General features: G+C 67.3%; 23 protein-coding genes. 6 read left to right on the top strand and 17 right to left on the bottom strand.

The window, feature by feature from the left end; genetic code table 11:
- Positions 1 to 376: 376 nt before the first annotated feature.
- The gene (locus HY699_04835) at positions 377 to 2392 is read right to left on the bottom strand and encodes a glycosyltransferase family 39 protein (GenBank protein ID MBI4515127.1); all 2016 of its coding nucleotides are present in this window, start codon (positions 2390 to 2392) and stop codon (positions 377 to 379) included.
- Between the two features lie 130 nt (positions 2393 to 2522).
- Positions 2523 to 4037 (bottom strand): rhomboid family intramembrane serine protease, encoded by a 1515-nt coding sequence (locus HY699_04830; protein MBI4515126.1) that lies wholly within the window; start codon positions 4035 to 4037, stop codon positions 2523 to 2525.
- A gap of 109 nt (positions 4038 to 4146) precedes the next feature.
- Here HY699_04830 and HY699_04825 point away from each other — a divergent pair, with 109 nt between their 5' ends.
- Positions 4147 to 4806, top strand: coding sequence for a glutathione S-transferase family protein (locus HY699_04825; protein ID MBI4515125.1), 660 nt, complete (start codon positions 4147 to 4149; stop codon positions 4804 to 4806).
- A 15-nt stretch (positions 4807 to 4821) separates the two neighbouring features.
- Here HY699_04825 and HY699_04820 read toward each other — a convergent pair whose 3' ends face one another.
- Both HY699_04820 and HY699_04815 read right to left on the bottom strand, forming a co-directional pair.
- Positions 4822 to 5340: a low molecular weight protein arginine phosphatase gene (locus HY699_04820; protein ID MBI4515124.1), complete on the bottom strand. Its 519-nt coding sequence runs from the start codon at positions 5338 to 5340 to the stop codon at positions 4822 to 4824.
- Positions 5341 to 5390: 50 nt separating this feature from the next.
- Positions 5391 to 6329, bottom strand: coding sequence for an SDR family NAD(P)-dependent oxidoreductase (locus tag HY699_04815; GenBank protein ID MBI4515123.1), 939 nt, complete (start codon positions 6327 to 6329; stop codon positions 5391 to 5393).
- A 236-nt stretch (positions 6330 to 6565) separates the two neighbouring features.
- On the opposite strand from HY699_04815, the gene HY699_04810 reads away from it, so the two are divergent.
- The gene (locus HY699_04810) at positions 6566 to 7321 is read left to right on the top strand and encodes a 1-acyl-sn-glycerol-3-phosphate acyltransferase (protein ID MBI4515122.1); all 756 of its coding nucleotides are present in this window, start codon (positions 6566 to 6568) and stop codon (positions 7319 to 7321) included.
- Between the two features lie 198 nt (positions 7322 to 7519).
- Positions 7520 to 7990 (top strand): thioredoxin-dependent thiol peroxidase, encoded by a 471-nt coding sequence (gene bcp / locus HY699_04805; protein MBI4515121.1) that lies wholly within the window; start codon positions 7520 to 7522, stop codon positions 7988 to 7990.
- Positions 7991 to 8024: 34 nt separating this feature from the next.
- Here bcp and HY699_04800 read toward each other — a convergent pair whose 3' ends face one another.
- The 7 genes from HY699_04800 to HY699_04770 form a co-directional block, all read right to left on the bottom strand.
- The gene (locus tag HY699_04800) at positions 8025 to 8672 is read right to left on the bottom strand and encodes a response regulator transcription factor (protein MBI4515120.1); all 648 of its coding nucleotides are present in this window, start codon (positions 8670 to 8672) and stop codon (positions 8025 to 8027) included.
- 117 nt (positions 8673 to 8789) lie between these two features.
- On the bottom strand, positions 8790 to 9554 hold the full coding sequence (locus HY699_04795) for a helix-turn-helix domain-containing protein (protein ID MBI4515119.1): 765 nt from the start codon (positions 9552 to 9554) through the stop codon (positions 8790 to 8792).
- Between the two features lie 443 nt (positions 9555 to 9997).
- The gene (locus HY699_04790) at positions 9998 to 11251 is read right to left on the bottom strand and encodes an HD domain-containing protein (GenBank protein MBI4515118.1); all 1254 of its coding nucleotides are present in this window, start codon (positions 11249 to 11251) and stop codon (positions 9998 to 10000) included.
- Positions 11252 to 11318: 67 nt separating this feature from the next.
- The gene (locus HY699_04785) at positions 11319 to 12134 is read right to left on the bottom strand and encodes a hypothetical protein (GenBank protein MBI4515117.1); all 816 of its coding nucleotides are present in this window, start codon (positions 12132 to 12134) and stop codon (positions 11319 to 11321) included.
- A 159-nt stretch (positions 12135 to 12293) separates the two neighbouring features.
- Positions 12294 to 13205: a tRNA (adenosine(37)-N6)-dimethylallyltransferase MiaA gene (gene miaA, locus HY699_04780; GenBank protein ID MBI4515116.1), complete on the bottom strand. Its 912-nt coding sequence runs from the start codon at positions 13203 to 13205 to the stop codon at positions 12294 to 12296.
- 65 nt (positions 13206 to 13270) lie between these two features.
- Positions 13271 to 15094, bottom strand: a complete 1824-nt coding sequence (mutL, locus tag HY699_04775) for a DNA mismatch repair endonuclease MutL (protein MBI4515115.1) — start codon at positions 15092 to 15094, stop codon at positions 13271 to 13273.
- A complete protein-coding gene (locus tag HY699_04770; protein MBI4515114.1) occupies positions 15091 to 16491 on the bottom strand; it encodes a glucose-6-phosphate isomerase in 1401 nt (466 codons plus the stop codon). The genes mutL and HY699_04770 overlap by 4 nt, the downstream gene beginning before the upstream one ends.
- A 118-nt stretch (positions 16492 to 16609) precedes the next feature.
- Here HY699_04770 and rfaE2 point away from each other — a divergent pair, with 118 nt between their 5' ends.
- The gene (rfaE2, locus tag HY699_04765; GenBank protein MBI4515113.1) at positions 16610 to 17107 is read left to right on the top strand and encodes a D-glycero-beta-D-manno-heptose 1-phosphate adenylyltransferase; all 498 of its coding nucleotides are present in this window, start codon (positions 16610 to 16612) and stop codon (positions 17105 to 17107) included.
- A 58-nt stretch (positions 17108 to 17165) separates the two neighbouring features.
- Here rfaE2 and HY699_04760 read toward each other — a convergent pair whose 3' ends face one another.
- Positions 17166 to 17774: an SCP2 sterol-binding domain-containing protein gene (locus tag HY699_04760; protein ID MBI4515112.1), complete on the bottom strand. Its 609-nt coding sequence runs from the start codon at positions 17772 to 17774 to the stop codon at positions 17166 to 17168.
- Positions 17775 to 17833: 59 nt separating this feature from the next.
- Here HY699_04760 and HY699_04755 point away from each other — a divergent pair, with 59 nt between their 5' ends.
- Positions 17834 to 18025, top strand: a complete 192-nt coding sequence (locus tag HY699_04755) for a 50S ribosomal protein L28 (protein MBI4515111.1) — start codon at positions 17834 to 17836, stop codon at positions 18023 to 18025.
- Positions 18026 to 18134: 109 nt separating this feature from the next.
- Here the strand turns inward: HY699_04755 and HY699_04750 are convergent, their stop codons facing one another.
- The 5 genes from HY699_04750 to HY699_04730 form a co-directional block, all read right to left on the bottom strand.
- Positions 18135 to 18533: a RidA family protein gene (locus HY699_04750; protein ID MBI4515110.1), complete on the bottom strand. Its 399-nt coding sequence runs from the start codon at positions 18531 to 18533 to the stop codon at positions 18135 to 18137.
- Between the two features lie 69 nt (positions 18534 to 18602).
- Positions 18603 to 20753: a bifunctional (p)ppGpp synthetase/guanosine-3',5'-bis(diphosphate) 3'-pyrophosphohydrolase gene (locus HY699_04745; GenBank protein MBI4515109.1), complete on the bottom strand. Its 2151-nt coding sequence runs from the start codon at positions 20751 to 20753 to the stop codon at positions 18603 to 18605.
- Positions 20750 to 21316, bottom strand: a complete 567-nt coding sequence (locus HY699_04740) for a cytidylate kinase family protein (GenBank protein ID MBI4515108.1) — start codon at positions 21314 to 21316, stop codon at positions 20750 to 20752. The genes HY699_04745 and HY699_04740 overlap by 4 nt, the downstream gene beginning before the upstream one ends.
- A gap of 61 nt (positions 21317 to 21377) precedes the next feature.
- Positions 21378 to 22610 (bottom strand): acyl-CoA dehydrogenase family protein, encoded by a 1233-nt coding sequence (locus tag HY699_04735; protein MBI4515107.1) that lies wholly within the window; start codon positions 22608 to 22610, stop codon positions 21378 to 21380.
- An 18-nt stretch (positions 22611 to 22628) separates the two neighbouring features.
- Positions 22629 to 23816 carry a VWA domain-containing protein gene (locus HY699_04730; GenBank protein ID MBI4515106.1) on the bottom strand — a complete coding sequence of 396 codons (1188 nt, stop codon included), beginning with the start codon at positions 23814 to 23816 and terminating at the stop codon, positions 22629 to 22631.
- A 181-nt stretch (positions 23817 to 23997) separates the two neighbouring features.
- Between HY699_04730 and HY699_04725 the strand changes: the two genes are divergently transcribed.
- Positions 23998 to 24573: MoxR family ATPase (locus HY699_04725; protein MBI4515105.1), on the top strand; the 576-nt coding region annotated here is incomplete at its 3' end.

Below are 24573 nucleotides of genomic sequence, written 5' to 3'. Positions count from 1 at the left end.
GCGTGCCGTTCCGTTTGCTGGCCAGGATGTAAACGCAGAACTGCTTGTCCATAGCGCCAAACGCCAAACTGGATTCCCGCTTTCGCGGGAATGACGGCCATAACACCGAACCACGTTACCCACAAATTTGTCGCGCACCCTCCCTCGCCCACCGCCCGACACCGGCGGGTAGGCGGATGTCCACTCCGGGCTCGAATGGAAGTTCGGGCGACGTGGACCGGACTCCGACGCCGGGCCCCCATCCGCCCTGGGCCCCTTCGACAAGGCTGGCTCAGGAAAAGCGCGCCCCTCCAGGCGTGGCGGCGCCGCCCAGGTACTCAACGTGGAGCCGAGCGGCCGTCAGCCGCACCGGTTACGGCTTTGCGCCGGTTCATGCTTACTCCGGGAGGTAGAAATAGCGCAGGTTCCAGCGCTGGCCGGGGTCGGAGTCCTGCCAGCGCGCGTCCGGGAAGCGCTCGTTGAGTGCAGCCTCGACTGCTTGGGCTTGCGCGGGCTCGTGCAGCTCGTACGAAATCAGCACCGGCGCCCGCACCGACGCCAGCGTCGCTCGAACGCGCGGGGTGACGCCGTGCAGATATGCCAGCCGCTCGCGCATGCCGTATTCGTCAAAGATCTCATCGACCCCTTCGTTGTCGGTATCGGTCCGCTGCACGAAGACGATCTTGACGCCGGCGGGCACCTGCTGCACCAGTCGGATCAACTCACTAGTAGTGCCGGCGCCGTAGCCGTGGTAGTGGTAACGGATACTGTATTGCAGCGCGCCGATGTTCCAGGCCGCCGCCACCGCCACCAGCGCCGCGCCGGCGCGGCGGGCCGAGCGCTCTGATGCCGCCGTCCAGCTTAGCAACTGATCGAGAGCGACGGCCGCCAGTAGCGCGGTGAAGGGCGAGAGGAACAATAGCCGTGTCAGCGGCGGCCGGTAGTACGGCGCGGTGGCGCCGATCACCAGCGCCACCGACACGTAGGCCACGGTGACGAATCCCAGGTTGGCGCGCCGGCGAAGATTCGCCAACCCGAGCCACATCCCGGCGCCGGCCAAGGCACTCGAGATCGGATCCACGATCGGATTCCACTGCATGTGATGCGGCCCCTTGAACCAGACCCCGTAGAACAACGCCAGCATCCACTGCTCGAACACCCGGCTCTCGCCCATGACCGCGGCGAGCCACGCCCACACCGAAGCGAAGTCGCTGAAGCTGCGCCCCTCCTCGCTGCTCAGACTGGTGAAGCGAAACATGTGGCTGAGCACCACGTCGAGGCGGCCCCACATCGGCAAGGTGGTCACAACCAGACCGATAAGCAGCGCCAGCGTTAGCTGGCGGTCGCCCCGGCGCAGCGGCAGGCCGCCTAAGCTTACGCCCAGCAGCACCAGAAGCGGCGCGCTCAAGCGGGCGGCGTAAAAGGTATAGAAGCCGAGACCGGCCACGCCGCCGGCGAGAAAGTAAGCCAGCGTGCTGCGCCGGCGATGCCCCCAGGCCAGCAGCGCCAGCGCCCCCGTGACCACCGGGTAGACGTGCACGTTGTTATAGCCGTAATGCGCAAAGCCCACCGCCAGCTGGGCCGGGGCGAACAGCAGCGCCGCCAGCCAACCGCTGCGCCGGGTCCACAGCTCGCGCCCGAGCAGGTAGACGAACGGCAGCGAGCCGGCCAGCGCCGCCGCCGAGGACAGCCGCCAGGCGAAGATGTTGGCGCCGAACAGGCGCAGGAACAGACTCTGATAGTACGACGATAACACCGGGTGAACTTCAAACACACCGGCTTCCGAAAGCAGGGGGCGCTGCGACTGCCCCAGCGCGATCGACTTGGCCACGCCGAAAAAGTCGGCCTCGTCGGGTGTGCCCGACCAGCGCCAGTCGCTCAGGTCGTGCGCGATCAGGATCAGATCCACCGCCACCAAGAGCAGCAGCATGCCCACCTCGCGGCCTGAGAACGGGCTGGCAATGCGCGTGCCGCGGTCACGGTCGGCAATCGTTGCCGCCGCCAGTGCGGCGGTGATGCCGGCGAACCAGCTCACCACCACCCAGGGCGACAACGGATGCGCGGTGGCGAGCCAGGCGGCGGCGATTCCGAGCGCGAGCGCCACCGCAGCACAGCCGTATGTCGCCCTCTGCAATGCCGGCCGGGCCGCCTCCGGTCCCGGCGAATCCGCCCGTGCCGGCGGCACGCCCGCTGCCAGCGCCAGCAGCCCGGTGCCAGCAAGGAAGAGCGCGAGCCCGAGGCCGACTCCGCACGGGAGCACGGCTTCCTTGAAACAAGTGAGCACACGCACGCCGGCGCCAAACCGGCCGTGTAGGTACGGCACGACCAGGTCGGCCCAAGTCAGTGTCAGGTGCGCCGCCGCCACGAGCAAGACGGCGACGGCGAGCAGGTACAGTGAGCGGCGGCGACTCATGCGGGCGGTGGTGGGCGGAGAATAGCGAGAGCGGCGTAAAACACAAACCGCCGGGCGCCCGCGCGGCTCACTGCCTCGACCCGGCGATAACACGCAGTGGTCTGGTCGGGCCCGGCGAGTGCTCTCCGTCCTATGATCCGCCGCGCCAGGCTTTAAGGTCTGGGCCAGTGCCGTCGAGCTGGAGCGGCCGGCTGACGGAGGCGAGCTGGCGCAGCTCGTCGCGCGTTTGCGGCGGCAGGCTGGGGTGGGCCAGCGCGCGGGCGATGGCCTCCGGCGCCAGCGCACGGTCCGCGCTGCATGCCACCCGGGCCAACCGCAACAGCACGTCCGCCGCGGTCCGCGGGTTCAACTGCTGCAGCGCGCCGCGGATGATCTCGCCGGCCTCGAGGTTGCGGCCCGACTTGACCAGCCGCTCGCTCAACTGCACCGCCAACTCGGGCTCCAGCCTGGCCTCAGGGAGCTGCGCGCGCACGGCGCGCCAGTGAGCGCATGCTGATTCCGTGTCGCCGTCGCGCAGGTCGACGCCGATCAGTCGGGTCAGCACCGGCGCCGCTTGCAGCGCGCGCCCCAGGCGCTGCGCCAGCTCCCAATACGCCAGCGCTGCGTCGCGATTGGCCGGATGGCGGGCCAACTCCGCCTGCAACAGGCTCCAGGCCTCGTCGAGCCGGTTCGCTTGCAGCGCTCGCTGCACCCGGTCCAGCACCGGGCTTGCGACGGCGGCGACCATGCGGGCCTCGATCGCCTCACTGAGGAAGCGCTCCTCCAACTTGAAACCGCGCACGCCGCCGGCCACCAGTGCGCCGAAGACGAAACCCCAGACGTGCGCCCAGTAAGCCACCCCGCCGCCGCCGCTGCCCGGCGCCAGCGTATCCCTGGCGGTGGCCGAGTTGAGTTCGGCCAAGAACCACAGCGGCAACATCAACCAGGCGGGCGCGCTGAAGGTGGTGCGGAAGAAACCCAGAAACAGCAGGAAACGGATCTTGGCGCTCGGGTGGCGCACGAAGAACGCCCCGAGCGCGCCGGCGATCGCGCCCGAGGCGCCCACCAGTGGCACCGACAGCTCGGGATACTGCACGGTGAACATGCCGGCCGAAAATACCCCCGCCAGCAGATAGAAGAGTCCGAACAATCCCCGCCCCCAGACGTCTTCGATGAACGGGCCGGCGAGATATAGGAACAGCATGTTGGAGAGCAGGTGCAAGAACCCGCCGTGAACGAACATGTAGCTCACCAGGTTGGCGGTGGAGAAGTGCGTCGGGATCAGCCCCCAGCGCCAATCCATGCGCGCCTGCCGGGCGCTGCGCCAACTGGCGGTGAAGCGGTCCAACACCAGCTGCTCCTCCTGTCTCGTCGTTTCGCTGACCGAGTACAGACCCCGCAGCTGCTCGCTGAGCGCGGCCCCGGCTTCGTTGCGCCGGCTGGCGGCGGCCGCCACGGCCTTTTCCACCAGCGGGTCCGCCACCAGGTAGGGATGGCCGACATAGTACTCGATCGCCCGTGCCAGCAGCGATTCCACCGGCTCGGGTTCCCGCTTGCGGGCGAGGTCGTCCGCCAGATAGGCGGCGTAGCAGAGGGCCATGATGCCGAAGGTGATCACCGGCAAGCGTCGCAGTGCCCCGCGGTCGTGGCCAATCGGAATCAGCACGTCTTCAATCTATCATCCCATTGATGACCGACAACCGCTATTTTTCGGCCCAGCCACGAACGTGGCGAAGCGCTTGCAGCCGGTGGCGGCTCGGGGCATGGATGACCACATGAAACTCTACCGCTTTGAGTACAGTTGCTACGCACGCAAGGTACAGATGCTGCTCGACCTGCTCGGGCTGCGCTACGACATCGCCGACGTGCCCTATGGTGATCGCACCGAGTTGACCGCCCTGACCGGCGGTTACATCCAGGTGCCGGTGCTGGTGGATGATGCCGGCGTCGTGACGGTGGACTCGCGCGTGATCTGCGAGCGGTTGCTGGCCGGCGCGCCGGGGCTGCGGCTGGTGCCACTGCCCTGGCAGGGACCGATCTGGGCTTACGCCGATTGGTGCGACGGGGTGTTGGAAGACGTGGTATTCCGCCTGGCCTCACCCGGCATTCGGCGGCGCTTTGCCCGGCCCGCCGATCGCGCCTTGTTCACTTTCATCAAAGAGCGCAAGTTCGGTCGCGGCTGCGTCGAGGAATGGGAACGCACTGCCGGTGAGCTGACGTCCCGAGTTCGTAGCTTACTGGCGCCCACCGCGCTGACGCTGGCACAGCAGCCGTTCGTATTCGGCGAGCGCCCCACGCTCGCCGATGCTGCCCTCTACGGCCAATGCGCCATGCTGCGTTTCGCCGACGCCGCCATGCCGGCAGCGCTTGGGCCCGTGTTCGGGCAGTGGTTGAGCGGCCTGGAGGCGGCGCGGCCTAGCGGCGGCGGCGAGTGACGGCGAGACTGTCCGTCACTCGCCGTTACTCACCGGCGCCAGCCGTTCCACGGCCCGTTCCAGGCAGGCTTTGATTTCGTCGCGGCAGGCGGCAAAGAAGTTCTCGTCGCGGCCGGCGGGGTCCTCGATATCGCCGTGGCCGCCGGCGAATTCCTTCAGCGTGAACACCGGTTTGTGCTCGGCTTCCGGGAAGGCGTTACGGATCATGTGCACCTGCTCGGTGGTCATCGCCAGAATCAGGTCGGCATCGGCGACCATATGGCGATTGCGCTTGAGGTCGGTGGAGACGGAATCCGGCGAAATGTGGATGCCTTCATCGCGCAACACCAGCCGGGCGTCGAGCGACACCAGCGCGCCGTCGCGCGCGTAAGCCGCGATGCCGCCCGATTCCACGGCGAGGTGATCGTGCAGGGCGCGCTCGCGCAGCATCTTCTTCAGCAACGCTTCGGCGATGATGCTACGGCTGGTGTTGGCGTGGCAGATGAACAGAATCTTGCGGTAGGCGAAGGGAACCTGCGGGTCGGCAGAGGGCATGAGCGGTGGCGGGGCGGGTTCGTCACCCGCCCCGCTCGAAAACTTGCGGACTAGAGCCCGCCGGCGAAGATGTCGGCGGTGCTTTCCTTCTTGACCACGCCCTTGGCGAACTCGCCCTTGAGCTTCGCGCCCAGCTGGGCCGCGTCCCAAGTGGCGTGTTGTTGCACCTTGGAGGCCGAGTGCCAGCCCTGCATCAGCCAGACGGTGCCGCCGCCGACGCGGAAGACTTCGCCGTGAATGTCTTTGGCGTCATCACTGGCCAGCCACACCACCAGCGGCGCGACGTTGCGCGGGCTGAAGACGTCGAATTCTCCCTCGCTCACCGGCGCGCCCATGATGGCCGCGGTCGAGGGCGTGGCATCGACGGTCAGCCGTGTGCGCGCCACCGGCGCAATGGCGTTGGCGGTGACGCCGTACTTGGCCATTTCGCGGTCGATGGTGATGGCCAGCAGCGCCACCGCCGCCTTGGCGGCGCCGTAGTTGGTTTGGCCGACGTTGCCGAGCAGGCCGGAGTCGGACGAGGTATTGATGATGCGGCCGTTGAGGAGGTTGCCCTTCTTGTGCTCCTCGCGCCAGTACTCGCAGGCGTGGCGGCTCATGTTGAAGGTGCCCTTGAGGTGCACGGCGATCACCGCGTCCCAATCTTCCTCGCCCATGTTGAAGATCATGCGATCGCGCAGGATGCCGGCGTTGTTGACGATGATGTTGACCTTGCCGAAAGTGTCAGCGGCGCACTCGATGATGCGCTTGGCGGCCTTGAAATCGCTGACGCTGTCGCCGTTGGCGACCGCCTCGCCGCCCGCCTTCTTGATCTCGTTGACCACTTCCTGCGCCGGGCCGGTGCTGGCGCCGCTGCCGTCGAAGCCGCCGCCCAGATCGTTGACCACCACCTTGGCCCCATGCTGGGCCATCAGCAAGGCTTCTTCGCGACCGATTCCGCGTCCTGCGCCGGTGACGATCGCAACTTTACCTTCAAGTAAACCTGCCATGTGCCGTCCTCCTTTTGAGATGATGTGCTCGCTGTGACTCGTTGCCGGGTGTGCCGCCCGCTGGCGCGCCGGACTGGCCGGACGCGTTCGGACAACTGCCGCTATCTGCCCCGAAAGGTTACGCTAAGTCAAGGTGCGCCGGCGCGGTTCAGCAACCAGCGGCGGGGCGGCCTGGGCTGAAGCGGCCGGAAGCGGCCGATTGACTGCGCCGCGCGAAATCAGCACAAGGGCTCGTCATGCAGCGCGCCGCCGATTGGTTGTTCACCGTCCCATTTCTGATCACCTTCGGCTTGCTTCTGCTGGTGTTCGATCCGCTGCAGCGCCTGGCGCGGCTGGCGGGCGCACGCCCCCACGAGCTGGTCGTCGGATTGCTCCAGGTCTCGCTGCTATGGGCCTTTCGCTTGTGCGGCACCAGGCTACAGGTGGAGCGCTCACCGCTGGTGCAGCCGTGGACGCCGTACCTGGTGGTGGCCAATCACCAGAGCATGTTCGACGTCCCGATCTTCGGCGCCTTGCTGTTCAGCAACTTCCCGAAGTACGTCGCCAAGCGCGAGCTGGCGCGCTGGATTCCGAGCATCTCTTACAACCTGCGGCGCGGCGGCAATGCCGTGATCGACCGCAGCGACCGCGAGCAGGCGCTGCAGGCGATTCGGGCGCTGGGCGAGACCGTGCGCCGGCGGCGGGTCTCGGCGGTGATCTATCCGGAAGGGACACGGGCGCGCAGCGGCGAGATCGGGCGGTTCAAGAGCGGCGGCATCAGCGAGCTGCTCGCAGCCGCGCCCGAGACCGCGGTGATGCCGGTCGCCATCGACGGCTCCTGGAAGCTGTTGCGCCACAACCTGCTTCCGGTGCCGTTCGGCACCCGCGTGCACGTGTACCTGGGCGCCCCGATTGCGCGCAGCGCCGGCGAGGACCGTGAGGGCTTGCTGCGCCGCGTGCAGGAAGAGATCGAGAGCACGCTGGCGCGCTGGCGCGGCGGCAGCGCTCGATAGCGCCAGCGGGTGCTCCGGCGTTGGAGCCGGTCAGGATGCGCGCCGCCCCACCCAGCGGTGCCGCCACGCAGCACCAGCCCGCCACCGCGCTCCGCGCCCGTTGACGAAGGCGCGGCGCGGTCGGACTCCATCGCCCCCCTTGCCTGGGCCGAGATCTGTGGCAGCGTGCCAGAAAACGAGCGAGGGCAGGAGGGCCAGATGCCGATTCAAGTAGGCAAGCCGGCCCCGGCGTTCACCCTTACTGACGCCGAGGGCAAGAAGGTTTCGCTGAGTGACTTCACGGGCAAGGACGTGATTCTCTACTTCTACCCGAAAGACGACACGCCGGGCTGCACCAAGGAAGCCTGCGGCTTTCGCGATCATTGGCGGGAGCTGACCCAGGCCGGGGTGGTGGTGCTCGGGGTCTCGGCCGACGGTGCCGCCGCGCACCAGAAGTTCATCGCCAAGTACCGCCTGCCGTTCCCGTTGCTCTCCGATCCCGAGCGCACGGTGATGACGCGCTACGGCGCTTACGGCGAAAAGGTGATGTACGGGAAGAAGACCCAGGGCGTGATCCGCTCGACGGTGTGGATCGGCCCGGATGGGCGGGTCAAGAAGCATTGGGCCAAGGTGGCCAAGGCGGAGGCTCACCCGGCCATCGTTCTGGCAGCGCTGGGGGCGGAGAAGTAGCCGGCCGCAGTTCGCGGATAATTCCACGGCGCGATTACAGCCGCACGATTCCGCGGCGTAAAGCGTAGCGGACCAGATCGGCCTGGCCATGCAAGCCGAGCTTGCGCATCAGGTTGGCGCGATGGGTCTCGACCGTGCGGGCGCTGACGTAGAGCCGGGCGGCGATCTCCGCGCTGGTGTGGCCTTCGGCGGCGAGTTGGAGGACTTCGCGTTCTCGGGTTGTGAGGGTTTCGTAGGGATCGAGCACGCTGCGTTGCGGGTGCTGGCCACGCATCATTCCGGGCGCGGCACACAAGGGTGCACCAAGGTAGCGCCGCCCGGCCGCGGCCTCGTGGATCGCCCGAATCAATTCCGCCGGTTCCGCTCCCTTGAGGACGTAGCCGGCGGCTCCGTTTTGGAATGCCGCGGCGACATAGGACTCGTCGGCGTACATCGACAAGATCACCACCCGCGTCCGCGGCGCTCGCTGCGCCAGCTGGCGGGTGACTTCCAAGCCATTCAAGCCGGACATCGCGACGTCGAGCACCAACACGTCCGGGTGCAGACGTTCCGCCAGCGCCAACGCCTGCAACCCGTCGGCGGCTTCCCCGATCACGGTGAAATCCGGCTCGCCCTGCAGCAGCGCCTGCACACCGATACGGACCACCGCGTGGTCATCCGCGAGCGCAATGGTGACGCTCAATTGGTCCTTTCTGCGGGCAGGCGGGAACTGCGCCTGGAACACCGACGTGCACCCGCGTGCCGGTATCTTCACTCCCAGCTGCCGCCGGGCAGCAGGCCACTACCGGCCGTGCCTTGCTCAGGCCGCGGCGGTGCGCGCGAGGCCACTGCTGCTTGCCGGCGTATTGAGCTCTCGGCCGGTGTCGCCAACCGGCGGCGTTGGCCCATGCGGATTCAGTGCCGCCAGGCCGAAGTGCCTGAAATCGGCGAGCCAGCGGCGCAGGTGGCTCTTGCCGATCCGCTGCGTTGCCACGACATCGCTTATGGTGGCGCCGTTGGCGAGCGCGAGCAGCGCACGCGCTCGTTTCGATTGTTGCGGATCAGCGTGGTAGGCTGAGGCCAGGAGATGGTGCCGTACTTCCGGCGGAAGCGGCTCGATGACGCGCTGGCGAGGCGTCCAAAAAACCTTTGATAGAGGCTCGCTGAGCAGCATCAAGCGCAGCGTCTCGACGCTGATGGTTCGAACGATGCCACGCTCAACCAGGTGGTCGCGGAGTTTGCACAGCGACCAGCGCGCGAACGGCTCGCCCAAACCAAGAGGGTTCGTATCGGCGCGGCGGCGGATTTCCGCCCGAGTGGCGGCATTGAAGATGACGTTCCGCGGCTTGCCCTTGTTGCCGTGCTGCAAGCCGGCCAGGCCGCGATGGTTGAATCGCAACACCCAGCGACGCACGCTGTCGCGGTGCATGCCGACGCGGCCGCCGATGGCGTTCAGGGACACGCCATCGGCACGCGCCAAAATGATCTGCACCCGCCGCCCCAGTTGCGGCGGCCCGGTCTTGATGATCAACTCGAGCTCGGCCCGCAGGTTCGGGTCCAACTCGATACACAGCGCTTCTTGCATAGCTCGTAACCTCGCCCGCAAAACCGCAACCTCACTGCAACCTCCCGAGCCGGCCGGCGGTGCAGCTTGCCGCACAGCCCAGGAGCACACACTTATTTGGTAGCTTACGCAGACTAGAGTTGATAGTTGGGAAATACCCGTGGGGTCATTAGGGTTTTCCCTTATTGGCGCCTGAGCCCGGGCAGGGTAGGCAACTGCCGCCGCTGGCGCCGGGCAAGCTTCTGGGGCGCGGGGGCGTAGCTGTCGGTGGCGCGTTTCTTATTCTCTGCCGGCTACTTACCCACGAACGCGAGGTGGATACGGGCGGCCGAGTCCCCCGCCTGAATGCCGGTTTTCGCCGGCATGACGAAAGGCGGGCCGGGCTATCCTCCAGGGCCAACGATCTGTGGAATCTTCGCGCGGCGCGACGATTTCCGGAGGACACGGCATTCGACTTCGGGTATTCAGGCGAACTCGCTGGCGTAGCCGAAGTGCTCGCGGGCGGCGGCCGCGGTTGCGCTGGCGAATTCGGCCGGGACGAAGACGTAGAGCCGCCACAGCGCCGCGTAGCGGGCTTCCAGCGCGGCGATCTCCGAGCCGGCAGCGGCGCTGTCCTGGTTGAGCGGCGCCAGGCCGCTGGGGCGGCGCACTAGCACGGCGGCCTCCTTCATTACCGTCAGCGCCGGGCAGTAGATGATCAGCTCGTGCGGCCGGCAGCCGAGGGTGCGCGCTAGCGCCGCCTCGGCTTGACGGCGGGCGGCGGGCGAGTCGTGGTACTGTGCCACCAGGCGGGAGCGATCAGCCGCAGCCACCGTCCGGCACGAGATGGCGTAGCCGCGTTTGTAAAGCGCACGGCGCTGCAAGCGCGCCACCAGTTGCCGCACGCCGAGGTCGGGCAGCTGCGCCAATGCCGCCAGCAGTGTCCAATCGTTGTGTTCGAGCAGCGACTGCTCGCCGAAGCCCAGCGGCAGCGCCAGCTCGACCGCCTTCGACACCATCGCCCCGGCTGCCACCTTGGTGTGGTGGTAGTACACCCGCTCGGTCAGGAAGTAGCGCAGCCGCAACAGTGCGGTGGTCTCCGACCAGGCGTCGGGCCGCTCCATGCCGTGCTTGGTTAGGTTTAGGCCGAGCTGGTCGCCGTCGATGACGAAGTAACGGAAGATGCGATCGTCGTAGTCCTGGCGCAGGCCGGCGCAGTAGGCATCGCGGCGCAAATAGTCGAGCAGATCGGCGTCGATGGTACTGGCGACGATCTGTTGCGCCCAGCGCGGCACCGCCGCCGCGGACTGAGCGCCGAGCAGGGCGGCCACCAGGTCCTTGATGCCCAGCCGGGCAAGGTGCGCGCCCAGCTCACCGTCGAGCTGCTGCGCCAGGCGCGTGCCCTTGTCGTGGCGCGGGAACAGCCGGCGCTCGTCTTCGAGCGTGTGACCGAAGGGCACATGGGTGACGTCGTGTATCAAGGCGGCGCAGCCGATGGCCTCGGCCAGCTCGCCGGCGATGATCGCGCCCCGCTGGCGCAGCGCTGCGATCAGGCGATGGGCGACGGCACAGGCGCCGAGCGAGTGCTCGAACCGGGTGTGCACGCAACCCGGGTACACCAGGTACGCGGTGCCGAGCTGCTTGATGCCGCGCAGCCGCTGCACCGCCGGCAAGTCGAGCACCTCGACTTCAAGCCGGCTCAAATCGACGTCGCCATGGATCGGGTCGCGGATGAGCATGGGGGCATTCTACTGCAAACCGGCTCCGGCCTGCAGCAGGCCCGCTTCGGTGCTGGGTTGATCGAGGCTAGCCACACCCGAGCCGGAACTCCCGTCCCCAAGGATCGAAGGTCGCGCATATCGCCGGCTCGCCGGTAGAACTGCCACGGGCTTCAAGGCGAGCGCTGGCCGTCTCTATGATGGAGTTCGCGATGAACTGCCCGTACGCAGAACGGATTTCCTTCTGGAAGGCGGGCGTGCTGTCCTCGTCGTAATTCACCATGAAGAAGCCGATGATCAAGTTAAGTCCGCCCCATCCCGGAGTGTACCACCCCGATGAGGTCCAAGCGCCACGCTCAAAGTCACAGTGGCGCATGTTGTAGGTCGTCGTAATATTGCTTCGTGCGACCTCAGGCGACCCCGGAGTAGACACTTCCACCTCGGTTACCAGGTCCGCGCTGTAGACGTAGCCGTTCCAGGCATGCGCGAACAAGGCAAATCCCGGGAATGTGATCAGGTAGTTCCACCCCGACCCGTTGTACTTAGCCTGCGGTGTAACCTTCACAACAACATCTGGCACGGCATCTGGTTGCGCCTCCCCGGCCATCATGACCCGGCTCACATCCGGATGCGTCGCCAGGGCTTCGTGGACGAACGAGAAGTACTTCTGTTCACTGCCGCGAGAGCCATCCTCTAGCGACACGATCAGCTTGCGAGGTGAGTTGGCGTGTTTGACGTATTGGTTGAGGTTCCGCACGTTCATTGTGTGCGTGCAAGCATTCACCGCAACGGCCAGCGCGCTGATCATGACAACTCTGCTGTATGGCTGCATCACTACCCCCTTCTTCATGATCGGTGCAGAATGCTGATTCGGACCCCAGAGATCAAGACCAAAGCGGTCCATTCTCGCTGATAATTGTCAGTTCTTTCGGTGCTATCGCAAATGCGGCTATCCGTATAACGCTCGTCCAGCTGAGGTGTCTAGTCCAATTTGCCACCTGCCGCCTACCGATGCTGCCCGGTCATTGCGCGTGAGAACGTACCGGATTGGTAGCGATTCACATCAGCGCGGCAGCAGGATCGCTCGCGTTGGCGCCAGGCCCTCCTCGGCGTCGCACCAGCGCACGGTGGGGTCGGCGCGAAACCAGGTCAGCTGGCGCTTAGCGAGCTGGCAGGTGGCGCGGGTCATGGCGGCCAGGCCGGCGGCCATCGTCAGCTCGCCCGCCGCCACCGCGCCCATCTCGCGGTAGCCGATGGTCTGCAAGACCGGCAGCTGGCGGTGGTAGCCGCGCGCCCACAGGCTAAGGACCTCGTCGACGAGCCCGGCCTCGACCATCGCCGCGCAGCGCGTGGCAATGCGCTGGTGGAGCTGCGCGCGCGCCCGGGTGAGGCCGATCACGGTCATGGGCACGGCTTCGCCGCGAAAGCCGTGCTCGGCTTGCCACGCGCTCAGCGGCCGGCCGGTAAGGGTGTGGACCTCGAGCGCGCGTACAAGCCGAACGCGGTCATGCGGGTGCAGCCGCGCGGCTGTGGTCCGATCGATTTCGGCCAGCCGCCGATGCAAGCTGCCGGCTTCGGCGTCCTCTTCCGCCTCCAATCGCAGCCGTAGCGCCGGATCACGCGGTGGTCCGGGAAATAACCCGTAGCGCAACGCCTTGAGATACAGCCCCGTCCCGCCGACCACCAGCGCGCGCCGGCCGTGTTGCTGAATTGCGGCGATCGCCGCCAGCGCCAGCTCGCGGTAGCGGGCGCAGTCGAAGGGCTCGTCGGGATCGACGACGTCGAAGACGTGGTGAGCGACGCGCGCACGCTCGGCCGCGCTCGGCTTGGCGCTGCCGATGTCGAGATAGCGGTAGACCTGGCGCGAGTCGGCGTTGACGATCTCGGCGCCGAGCTGCTCGGCCAGCGCCAGCGCGCAGGCGGTCTTGCCGACGCCGGTGGGGCCAACCAGGGCTATGACCAGGGGCGACTCCATCGAACCAGTGGGACGAGGCTGGCGGCTGTCAGAGCGCACGGCTTTGGCCCCGACGAGAGCGGGCTTCACGCGCGCTTGAACAGGCGCTCCAACTCAGCGCGGGTGAGGGTGACATAGGCCGGCCGGCCATGGGGGCAGTTGCCGGAGAAGGGGATGGTATCCATGGCGCCGAGCAGGGCGCGGATTTGTTCGAGTCCCAGCGTTTGTCCGATGCGGATGACGCTGTGGCAGGCCAGCCGTGCCAGCACCGCCTCGGCGGCTTCGTTGAGCCGGCGCGAGCCGCCGACCTCGATGCATTCCTCCACCAGGTCGCGCACCAGCAGCGCGGGGTTGGCGTCGGCCAGCAACGCCGGCACCGCGCGCACGGCGAAGCTGCTGCCGCCGAAGGGCTCGAGCTCGAAGCCGAGCGCGTGTAGCTCCGCCAACCGCTCGTTCAGCACCGCCGCCTCCCGCGGCCCGAGTTCGACCAGCGCCGGGACCAAGAGCCGCTGCTGCGGGACGCCCCCGGCGCCGTAGGCCTGGCGCAGGCGCTCGAAGGCCACGCGCTCGTGCGCGGCGTGCTGATCAATCAGCACCAGCGCCTCGGCATGCTGGCAAACGAGATAGCCCTCGAAGGCCTGGCCAATCACCTTCATGCTGGAGAAGAACCCCGCCGCCTCCGGCTCCGGTGCAACCGCGGCTACCGGCTCGCCCGCGCCGCCATTAGTTGGCGGTGCCGGCGGCAGCGCCAACAGCGGGCGCAGCCTGATCACGTCCGGCGGCCGTGCCGGCGCTGCCGGCATGCCGGCGGGCCGCAGCGCAATCGGCATCTGCCACCCGGCCGGCGCCGGGGTCGGCGGGGCCGGCGCCGCCGCGACTTCGGGCTGCTGGCGCAAGCGCTCTTGCACTGCCCGTGACAACAGCTCGTGCACCGCACCGCCGCGCCGGAAGCGCACTTCCGATTTGGCCGGGTGCACGTTGACATCCACCTCATCGGGCGCCAGATCGAGGAACACCACCGCCGCCGGGTAGCGCCCCTGCATCAGGAGCGTGCTGTAGCCGGCCACCAGCGCGTGGCTGACCAGCTTGTCGCGGACGTAGCGGTGGTTGACGTAGGTGTAGATCTGCCGCGCCGTCGGCATGCTCACATGCGTGCCGCTGAGCCAGCCGTGCACCTCTCCGGTGGCCGTGCGCGCACTGAAGGCCAGCAGCTCGGCGGCGCGCTGGCGGCCGAAAATCGCGGCGATGCGCTCGCTCGGATCACCGGCGGCCGGCAAGGCCAGCAGTTGGCGCGGGCCGTGACGCAGGGTGAAACCGATGGCGGGAAAAGCCAGGGCGATGCGGGTCATCAGTTCGTTGACGTGCCCGACCTCGGTGGCCGGGGCCTTCAAAAACTTGCGCCGGGCCGGGGTATTGCCGAAGAGGTCGGCGACCTCGACGCGGGTGCCCGGGGGCGTGCCCGCCTCGCCCGCCTCGATAACGGTGCCGCCGCGCACCAGCACGCGCGTGCCGGCCAGCTCCGCCGCCGGCCGCGTCGTCAGGGTGGTGGTCGACACCGCCGCGATGCTCGCCAGCGCCTCGCCGCGAAAACCCAGAGTGGTGATGCGAAACAGATCGTCGGCCGAAGTCACTTTGCTGGTGGCGTGGCGCGAGAAGGCGCAGACGGCATCCGCCGACGACATGCCCTCGCCGTCGTCGATGACGGCGATCAGTCCGATGCCGGCGTCTTCCAAGCTGACGTCGATCTGCTGCGCCCCGGCATCGATGGCGTTTTCGACCAGTTCCTTCACCACCGCCGCCGGCCGCTCGACCACCTCGCCGGCGGCAATCTGGTTGGCGACTTCCGGCGCCAGCACGCGCACGCGGTTGGCGCCGGCGCTGCTGGCTTGGCGCGCGGCGGCTTCCATCACAGCACGTACTCCGTGCGCTTGCGCGCCTGCCAGTCCTCGACCTCGGCGCGCTGGGCCTCGAAGCCCTTGCGGCCGGCCAAGCCGTAGGTCAGGCGCTTGCCGCGCTCGACGCCCGGCTGATCGAGCGGGTTGATGCGGTGCAAGGCGCCGGCGAACACGGTGGCGACCTCGAACAGGTAGAGCAGCTGCCCGAGCGTGAAGGCGTTGAGCTGCGGCAGGCTGAGCGTGATCACCGGCCGCTGGCTTTGCACCAGCGCCAGCTCGGTGGCGCGTTGCTCCATGTTCAGCAGTGCCCCGAGGCAATTGCCGCCGAGGTAGCCGACGCCGTCGAGATCGGCGTAAGCCGCCGGGATGCTGAGTTCGCGGCCGTGATCTTCGACCCGCACCAGCACCACCACCTTGTCGGCCGGCCCGGCCATCAGCAGCTGTAACAGCGAGTGTTGGTCGGTGGCGCCGAGGGCCGCCACCGGGGTTTGGCCGCAGTGGGCCGGCTGGCCGTCGACGGTCTCGGCCTTTCCCAAACTCTCGGCCCAAAGCTGGGCGAACCACTGCGCCAGCAGCCGCAAGCGATCGCAGTACGGCATCAGCACCACCACGTTGCGGCGCTGTTTGACCTCGGCCAGGTACAACAACGCGGCCAGCAGATGGGCCGGATTGCGCCAGAGCTCGACACCTTGCGTGCGTGTATCCATCCAGGCGGCGCCCGCCAGCAACTCCTCGAGCTTGACCCCGGCGATGGCGGCAGGAAACAAAGCCACCGGCGTCAACACCGAGAAGCGCCCGCCGACCCCGGCCGGCACGCTCAAGTCGAGGAAGCCCTCGTCGTTGACGATCTGGCGCAGGTGACCCGACTCAGCGTCGGTGGTGATCACCAAGCGCTGCTTGTAGTCGACCGCCCCGAGCTGGCGCAGCAGCTGCTCGCGGATGATGAGAAACTGGGCCATGGTTTCCGCGGTTTCGCCGCCCTTGCTGACCACGTTGAAGACCGTGCGCGTAAGATCGAGGCCATCGAGCAGGGCACCGACCGTGACCGGGTCGATGTTATCGACCACCAGCACGCGCGGACTGGGGCGCCCGAGCGCCTCGATCAGCGTGCGTGCGCCCAGTGCCGAGCCGCCGATGCCGAGGACGACCAGCGTGTCGAGCCCGCGTACGGCGGTAGCGGCGGCGTTGACGGCCGCCAGCGCTTCGCGCCGGTGCGGCAGTTCGTAGAAGGGCAGCTCCCCGGCCGCCCGGCGAGCGAGCAGCACGTGCGCGAGCTCCGCCGCCCGCAGCGCCAGCTCCTCCACCTCCTCCCGTGTTGTCCCCTGCTGGCCGATGGCTTCTGCCATCATGCCGTTGACGTCGAGCCGCACGCTCATGGCTTCGCGCGCGGCCCGGCGGCGATAGTCCGGCATGGTCCCGTTCCTAACACCGGGCGTGGGCGTTGACAAGGAAGTGGCGCGACAGGAAACGGAGCGGGGGCTTGATTCCTGGCGCCGAATTCGGGATCAGCAACGGGTGCGCAGCAAGATAATGAGTTGGCCGGCGCTCAAGCGCCGCTGCGCTGCCTGGCGGCGCGCCGGGCGGCGCATCGTTTTCACCAACGGTTGCTTCGACCTGCTGCACGTCGGGCACGTGCGCTACCTGAGCGCGGCCCGCCGCCTCGGTGACGTGCTGGTGGTCGGAGTCAACAGCGACGTCTCGGTGCGCCGGCTGGGCAAGGGGGCGGGCCGGCCATTGGTGCCCCAGGCCGCGCGCGCCGAGGTGCTGGCCGCGCTGGCGCCGGTCGATGCGGTGGTGATCTTCACTCAGGATACGCCGCTGGCGTTGATCGAGTTGGTGCAGCCCGACGTGTTGGTGAAAGGGGGAGACTGGCGCCCCGAGCGCATCGTCGGCGCCGAGATCGTACGCGCACGCGGCGGCCGCGTGCGCTCGCTGCGGTTTGCACCGGGATTCTCGACCAGCGCGCTGGTGGCGCGCATCCGGGCGACGTCCCAGAGTCGAGAGTCCGAAGTCGAAAGTCCAAAGTAGCAGGAAAGAATCCTGGCGCCGCGCGGCGACTACGGCAGTAGTCAATCAGCGCTGCCGCTCACATCAGCAACACCGTGCCCAGTTGGATGGCGACGGCAACGTCGCCGGTGATGCGGATTTTGCCCTGCATGAAGGCAAGCTGGGGGCTGACCTCGCCGCTCTGCAAGCGCTGCATGGTCAGCGCGTCAACCGTCACCGTGGTCTGCGGCTCGGGCGGCATGGGTGCGGCGCCGAAGTGGGTTACGAACGACCACGCGCCGCCGCCGCCCAAGCCGGTCACCACGAAGCGGACGGTGCCGCTGAGGTTGCGCAAGCGCTCGATGCGGGCTTTGCCCAGCGCTCGGCGAGAAGCGCCGGCGCCCATGAAGCCGGTGCTCGCCGCCCCGCCGGCGAAGAGCTGCCAATCCGCCAGCGACTGCGCCACGTGCATGAACGGGGCTTCGAGCGGGCAGCTATCCACCACCATCGCGCCCTCGGCGATGTTGAGATACCAGGTGCCCGCGCCGGTGACTTGCCAGGCGATGCTACCGCGGGCGGCTCGTAGATCGTGGGCTTCGCCCAGCAGCGGGTCGGCACGCTGCGCCGCCGCACTGGCAATCTGGCCGAACCGGGGGGCCAGCTGCTGGCGCAGATAACCCTCGATGGCCGCGATATCATGGTCGCTCATGGCGTTGCACCCGTAGGGTCGCTGTGCTAGCTCTGCTGCTCTTTCGTGAGGGAGTAGCAATGGCACGCATGTGTGAAGTCTGTGGCAAGCAGTCCGCGGTGGGCAATCGAGTCAGCCACGCCAACAACAAGTCCAAGCGCCTGTGGCGGCCGAACCTGCAGCGTGTGCGCGCCAATCTTGCGGGCACCGTTCGCCGTATTCTGGTCTGCACCCGTTGTTTGCGCACTGGCAAGGTCCTCAAGGCCGCTTAGCCGGCGAGTTGCCGAAAGTCAAAAGTGACAGCCGGCGAAGGCTGTACGACGGGAAAGCGAGAAGGGCGTCCAAGCCGGGTCGTACCCTCGCGGCTCGCCCGCCGGATCTTCAGCGAGTAGCGGCTGCCCCTGCGAGCAAGGCAATCGCATCGATCTCGACCCGTGCACCGCGCGGCAGGCTGGCGACTCCGACCGTCGCCCGGGCGGGGTAGGGCTGGCGGAAGTGGGCCGCATAGACCTCGTTGACCCGCGCGAAGTCGCTGAGATCAACGAGGTAGATCGTCGTTCGCACCACATCGGCGAGTGAGCCGCCCGCCGCTTGGAGCACCGCCGCCAGGTTTGCCAGCACCTGTTCCGTCTCCGCTACCACCGCGCCACTTACGAGCGTGCCGGTGAGCGGGTCCAACCCGATCTGGCCCGAGCAAAACAGCCAATCGCCGGCGCGCAGTGCCTGCGAATAAGGGCCGATGGCCGCCGGCGCGGAATCGCTGCTGACTACCGTCTTCATGTCGCTCCTTAAGCTCTCATCGCGCAGCCCTGCGGTCGCGCTACCACTGCGGCCCAACTGCAATCGCGATCATCCGCGCGCCCGCGCAACGCGGGTGACGCCGCGCACCTTGCTGAGGGCGCGGATCACGCGGTTGAGCTGGTTGGCGTCGCCGACCATGACCTCGAAGGAGTTGAGCGCGTGCTTGTCGGGCTCGCTCTTGACCTGGGCCCGGCTGATGTTGACGCCGGTGCCGCTGATGGCCTTGCTCATGGCGGCCAGCAAGCCCGGCTCATCGACGCAGGTGACCTCGACGGTCACCGGCCGCAGCGCCTTCTGGGCGCCGTCTTCCCACACTACCTCGACGCGCCGTTGCGGGTCGCTCTCCAGCACCCGCGGGCAGTCGATGGTGTGCACGGTGACGCCGCGGCCGCGGGTAATGAAGCCGAGGATGCGCTCGCCCGGCAGCGGGTCGCAGCACTTGCCGAAGCGCACCAACATGTCCTCGACACCGCTGACACGCACGCCGCCGGGGGCTTGGCGGCGCACCATGCGAAACAGCCGCTTGAGCGCGCTTTCTTCGTGGGCCGCGGCCGCCGCCTTCAGCTGCTCGGGCGGCACGACGTAGACCATCACCTGGTGCGCGGTGATCTTACCGTAACCGACCGCGGCTAGCAGGGTGTCTTCATCGCGCACCGACAGGCCGCTGACCGCGGCGGCCAGTTTGCCGTCCTTGCGCAACTTCCCCAGATCGAGGTCATAGCGCGCCAGATCACGCTCGAGGATTTCGCGGCCGACGGCGATGCTACGCGCGCGCTGCTGGTACTTGATCCAACTGCGGATGCGGGCCTTGGCGCGGCTGGTCTTGACGAAATTGAGCCAGTCGGAGCTGGGAGTCTGAGTGGCGGTGGTGATGATTTCCACCGTGTCGCCATTGTGCAGCCGATAGCGCAGCGGCACCAGCCGGCTGTTGACGCGCGCCCCGGCGCAGTGGTTGCCGACCTCCGAGTGGATGCGGAAGGCGAAGTCGATGACCGAGGCGCCCTCGGGGAAATTGAACAGATCGCCGCGGGGCGTGAAGACGAAGACCTCGTCGCTGAAAAGATCGTCCTTGACCGAACGCAGGAAGTCCTGCGGGTCGGAGAGGTTCTGCTGCCACTCGAGCAGCTGGCGCAGCCAGGCAAAGCGCTGGGTTTCCTCGGCCGGCGTGCCCGGCCCCTTGTAGCGCCAGTGGGCGGCGATGCCCGATTCCGCCACCCGGTGCATCTCGTGGGTGCGAATCTGCACCTCCATGCGCTCGCCGTAGGGTCCGATGACGGTGGTGTGCAGCGACTGGTAGCCGTTGGCTTTCGGCAGGCCGATGTAATCCTTGAAGCGGCCGGGCACCGGCTTCCAAGCGGCGTGCACCACCCCGAGCGCTTCGTAGCACTCGCGCACGGTGTCGACGATGACACGGAAGGCGACCAGGTCGTAGATCTGATCGTAGAGCAGGTTCTGGCTCTGCATCTTCTGGTAGATCGAGTAGAAGTGTTTGGGCCGGCCGGAGAGTTCGGCGCTGATGCCGGCGGTCTCCAGCCGCTTGCGCAGCACGTCGATGACTTCCTTGATGTAGCGCTCGCGCGCGGCTTTCTTCTTGGCGACGTTGCGCTTGAGCTGGTAGTAGACCTCCGGGCGCAGGTAACGCAGGGCGCTGTCTTCGAGTTCGCTCTTGATCCAGTAGATGCCCAGCCGGTGCGCCAGCGGCGCGTAGATGTCGAGCGTCTCCTGGGCAATGTCCTGCTGGCGTTCCGCCGGCAGGGCGTTGAGCGTGCGCAGGTTATGGGTGCGGTCGGCGAGTTTGATCAGGATGACGCGGATGTCGCGCGCCATGGCGAAGATCATCTTGCGGAAGTTCTCGGCCTGTTTCTCCTCGCGGCTGGTGAAGTTGATCTGGCTGATCTTGGTGACGCCGTCGACTAGGGCGGCGACCTCTTGGCCGAAAGCGGCCTCGATCTCCTCCAGCGTCGTCAGCGTGTCCTCGACCGTGTCGTGCAGCAGGGCGGCGACGATGCTGGGAACATCGAGCCGCAGCTCGGCGATGATGCCGGCGACAGCGGCGGGATGAGTGAGGTAGGGCTCGCCCGACTCGCGTTTTTGGCCCTTGTGGACGCGCGCGGAGAAGTCGTACGCCTGGCGGATGAGCTCGGCATCGCCGGCGCTGTTGTAAGCGCGGACCTTCTCGATCAGGTCGGCCGCTTTCATCGCCCCTGCCGCGCCGGCGCTGCTCGCTGCTTGGGCGACTCGGCGCGCACCGCCGCCAGGATTTGTTCCGTCAGCGCCGCCGGGGTCTCGTCGTCGGTGTGGAGGATAAGATCGTAGAGCGAGGTGTCGTTAAGATCGAAGCCGTAGATGGCCCGGTAACGGGTGGCGTCAGAGTGATTGCGCTCGCGGTTATCCTGGAGGATCTGCCGCCAATCGCCGCGCTCGCGTTCGGCGACACGGCGGGCGCGCGTCTCATCACTAGCCGTGAGCCAGACCTTGAGCGCGGGCACCCCTTCTTGCCGGGCGATGAAGGCGGCCAGGCGGCCTTCGAGCACGACGTTGCCTTGACGGGCGTAGGCCGCCAAGCGGGCGTCGAGCTCGCGGTCGATCGAGTGATCGTGCTCGGCCAGCCGGTTGAACTCGGCCAGCGACAAGCCGCGCCGCTCGGCTTCGTGGCGGTAGAGATCGCCGGCGTAGACGTGGGGCAACCCCAGCTGCCGGCTGAGCAAACGCGCCACCGTGGTCTTGCCGCTGCCGGGCGTGCCGGAGATCGTAATCAGCATGGGCGCATTCTAGCGAGGCCGGCGCAGGGCTACAACGAGTAATCGGCGCCGGCTGAGCCGCCTACGACTCCGCCGCCAGTAGACTGCGGGCGATCTGTGAGATCTGGATTTCGTCGGTGCCGGCGTAAATCTGCATCGCCTTGGCATCGCGGCAGAGCTGCTCGACCTGGTACTCGGCCATGTAGCCATTGCCGCCGAACAGCTGCACCGCTTCGAGCGCGACCTCGGTGGCCGTCTGCGCGGCGTAGAGCTTGCACGCCGAGGCTTCGGCGAAACTCATCCCCTTGCCGTGTTCGGCCATCTCGATTTGCCGGAAGACGATGTTCTGCAGATTCATGCGCGCCACTTCCATCTTGGCGAGCTTGAGTTGAATGAGCTGAAAGTCGCCGATCGGCCGGCCGAACTGGACCCGGGTGCGGGCGTAGTCCAGGCTCAGATCGAGGCACTGCTGGACGATGCCCAAGGCCATCGCCGCCACGCCGGTGCGCTCCATCGAGAAGGTCTCCTTGGCGCCCGCGCGCGCCGGGGCATCTTCGGTCTCGCCCAGCAGCCGGTCTTTGCCCACGCGCACGTCTTCGAGAAACAGCTCGCCGGTGGGCGAGGAGTGCAGGCCCATCTTGCGCAACGGCTTGGACTGCGTCAGGCCCGGCATGCCTTTTTCCAGCACGAAGCTGAGCACCTTACGCTGCTTCGCATCCACCCCCGGCTCATCCAGCTTGCAGATGAAGATGATGGTGTCGGCGTAGGGACCGTTGGTGATGAAGGTCTTGCTGCCGTTGAGCAGGTAGCTGTCGCCGTCGCGCCGGGCGGTGGACTTCATACCGCCGAAGGCGTCGGAGCCGGAGCCGGGCTCGGTGATGGCCCAGGCGCCGATCTTCTCCATCGTCAGCAGCGCCAGCCCCCAGCGTTCCTTCTGCGCGACCGTCCCTTTGGACATGATGGCGGCGGCCGCCAAGCCGACGCTGACCCCCATGGCGGTGACGATGCCCGGGCAGTACCGGCACAGTTCGATGATCGGGATCAGCGCCAAACCGGCGGCTTCGCCGATGCCGCCGCCGCCGGACTTGGCGGCGCCGGCCTCGCCGCGCGCGCGGGCGCGGTCGCGCGCGATCTGGGATTCAAAGCGCGCACGCGCCATATCGACCATGCCGAAGGTGGCCATCAGCTTGCGGATGATGTCGTACGGCGGCTGCTCGCCGTGTTCGATCTGTTCGAGCTTCGGTTTGATCTCGGCTTCGATGAACCGCCGCACGGCGTCGCGGATCATGAGGTGTTGTTCGCTCCATTCGATCATCGGGAACTCCTGCGGGGGCTAGACGCGGGCGCCGACCAACGCTTGCACGGCTTGCGTTAGGCCGTCGACGCTGAGGTGGAACATCGGAAAGAGGCGGCGAATCAGGCGCACGGTGTGTGCCTCCCAGTAGGGCGGCGTTTCGGGATTGAGCCAGACCGAGCGCTCGAAGTGGGTGGCGATGCGGTGGAGCCAGGCGATGCCGGGCGTATCGGAGGTGCGGCGCGGATCGATGTTGCCGAAGGGTTCGAGCAGCTCGGCCGGGTGCATCGAGGCGTCGCCGACGAACAACACCTTCCAGCGGTTGTCGAGCCGGCTCAACACGTCACCGGTGGGCACGGCTTCGGCCCGGGTCATGCGCGCGCCGCTGTAGATGTGGTCGTAGACGCAGTTGTGGAAGTAGTAAGGCTGGAACTGGCGCAGGCCGCGTTCTTCATGCAGGGCGGTGAGCAGCCGGCTCACCGGCTCGAAGAACGGCTCCATGGTGCCGCCGACATCCATGAGCAAGAGCAAGTGCACGTCGTTGCGGCGCGGGGGGCGAAACACCAGTTCGATCTCGCCGGCGTTCTTGCAGGTTTCGTCGATGGTCTCATCGAGGTCGAGTTCGCTGGCCTCGCCACCGCGGGTGAGCTGGCGCAGGCGGCGCAAGGCGGTGCGTAGCTGGCGGACATCGAGGGTGAGGTCGGTGCGGTAGTCCTTGAAGCGGCGTTCTTCCGCCACCTTCATCGCCGAGCGGCTCTTGCTCGGCCCGCCGACGCGAATGCCGGTGGGGTGTTGTCCGCCGTGGCCGTAGGGGGACTTGCCGCCGGTACCGACCCAGCGATCGCCGCCGTCGTGGCGTTCGGTCTGCTTCTCCAGCGTTTCGAGAAAGCGCCGCATCAATTCATCCGCGCTCAGCTGCTCCAGCCGCGCCAGTTCCTCGGGCGAGAGCTCGGGGAAGTTCTTCGGATCACGCAGCCATTCGAGCACCCTCTCGGTGGCCTGCTCGTCGAGTCTACCTTCGACCCCCTTGAAGACGCGCGCGAAGACGCGGTCGTAGGCATCGAAGTAAGTCTCGCTCTTGATCAGGCAGGCGCGGCCGAGGTGGTAGAAGCGCAGCAGACTAGAGCCGTGCAGGTCTTCTTCAAGCGCGCGCAGAAAGGCCTGCCACTCCTGGATGGCGAGCGGAACACCCTCGTTGCGCAAGCCGTAGAAGAGGTCGAGGAACATGGCGCGAGAATCGTCGGTCGGCGAGTGAGAGTCAAGCCGGCAGTTGATCCGGGCGGGCGCGAACTCTCGGCCGACGATTGGCGACAACTCTTAGCCGGTTCGTTGCCGACTGCACCTTAGTAGCCCGCGCCGGCCATGCGGGTATTGATCCAAACCCGTGCCGGCGCTAGTTCTGCCCGGCATGAGTAAAGCCAACGGCTTCAAGCGTTTCCAAGGTACGCCCGGCTACATCGCCTCGGGTCCACTGGTCGATGCCGTCAACTGCGCCATCGCCCTCGAACGGCCGCTGCTGCTCAAGGGCGAGCCGGGCACCGGCAAGACGGTGCTCGCCAAGCACGTCGCCGACGGCCTCGGCATGCCGATGCTGTCGTGGCACATCAAGTCGACCACCAAGGCGGCCGACGGGCTCTATGTCTACGACACCGTGCAACGGCTCAACGACAGCCGTTTCGGCTCCGGTGATGTCTCCGACATCCGCCGCTACATCAAGCTTGGGCCGCTGGGCCAGACCTTCGCCGCCAAGGAGCGCCACGTCCTGCTCATCGATGAGATCGACAAGGCCGACCTCGAGTTTCCGAACGACTTGCTCCGCGAGCTGGACGAGATGCGGTTCTCGATCACCGAGACCAGCGAGGAAGTCAGCGCCCAGCACCGCCCGGTGGTGATGATCACCTCGAACAACGAGAAGGAGCTGCCCGACGCCTTCCTGCGCCGCTGCATCTTCTATTACATTGAGTTTCCCGACGTGCCGCTGATG

Source organism: Deltaproteobacteria bacterium (assembly GCA_016210005.1).
Lineage (GTDB): Bacteria > Desulfobacterota > Binatia > HRBIN30 > JACQVA1 > JACQVA1.
The sequence above is the reverse complement of the archived record's forward strand: the minus strand, read 5'-3'. Positions and strand labels throughout refer to the sequence as shown.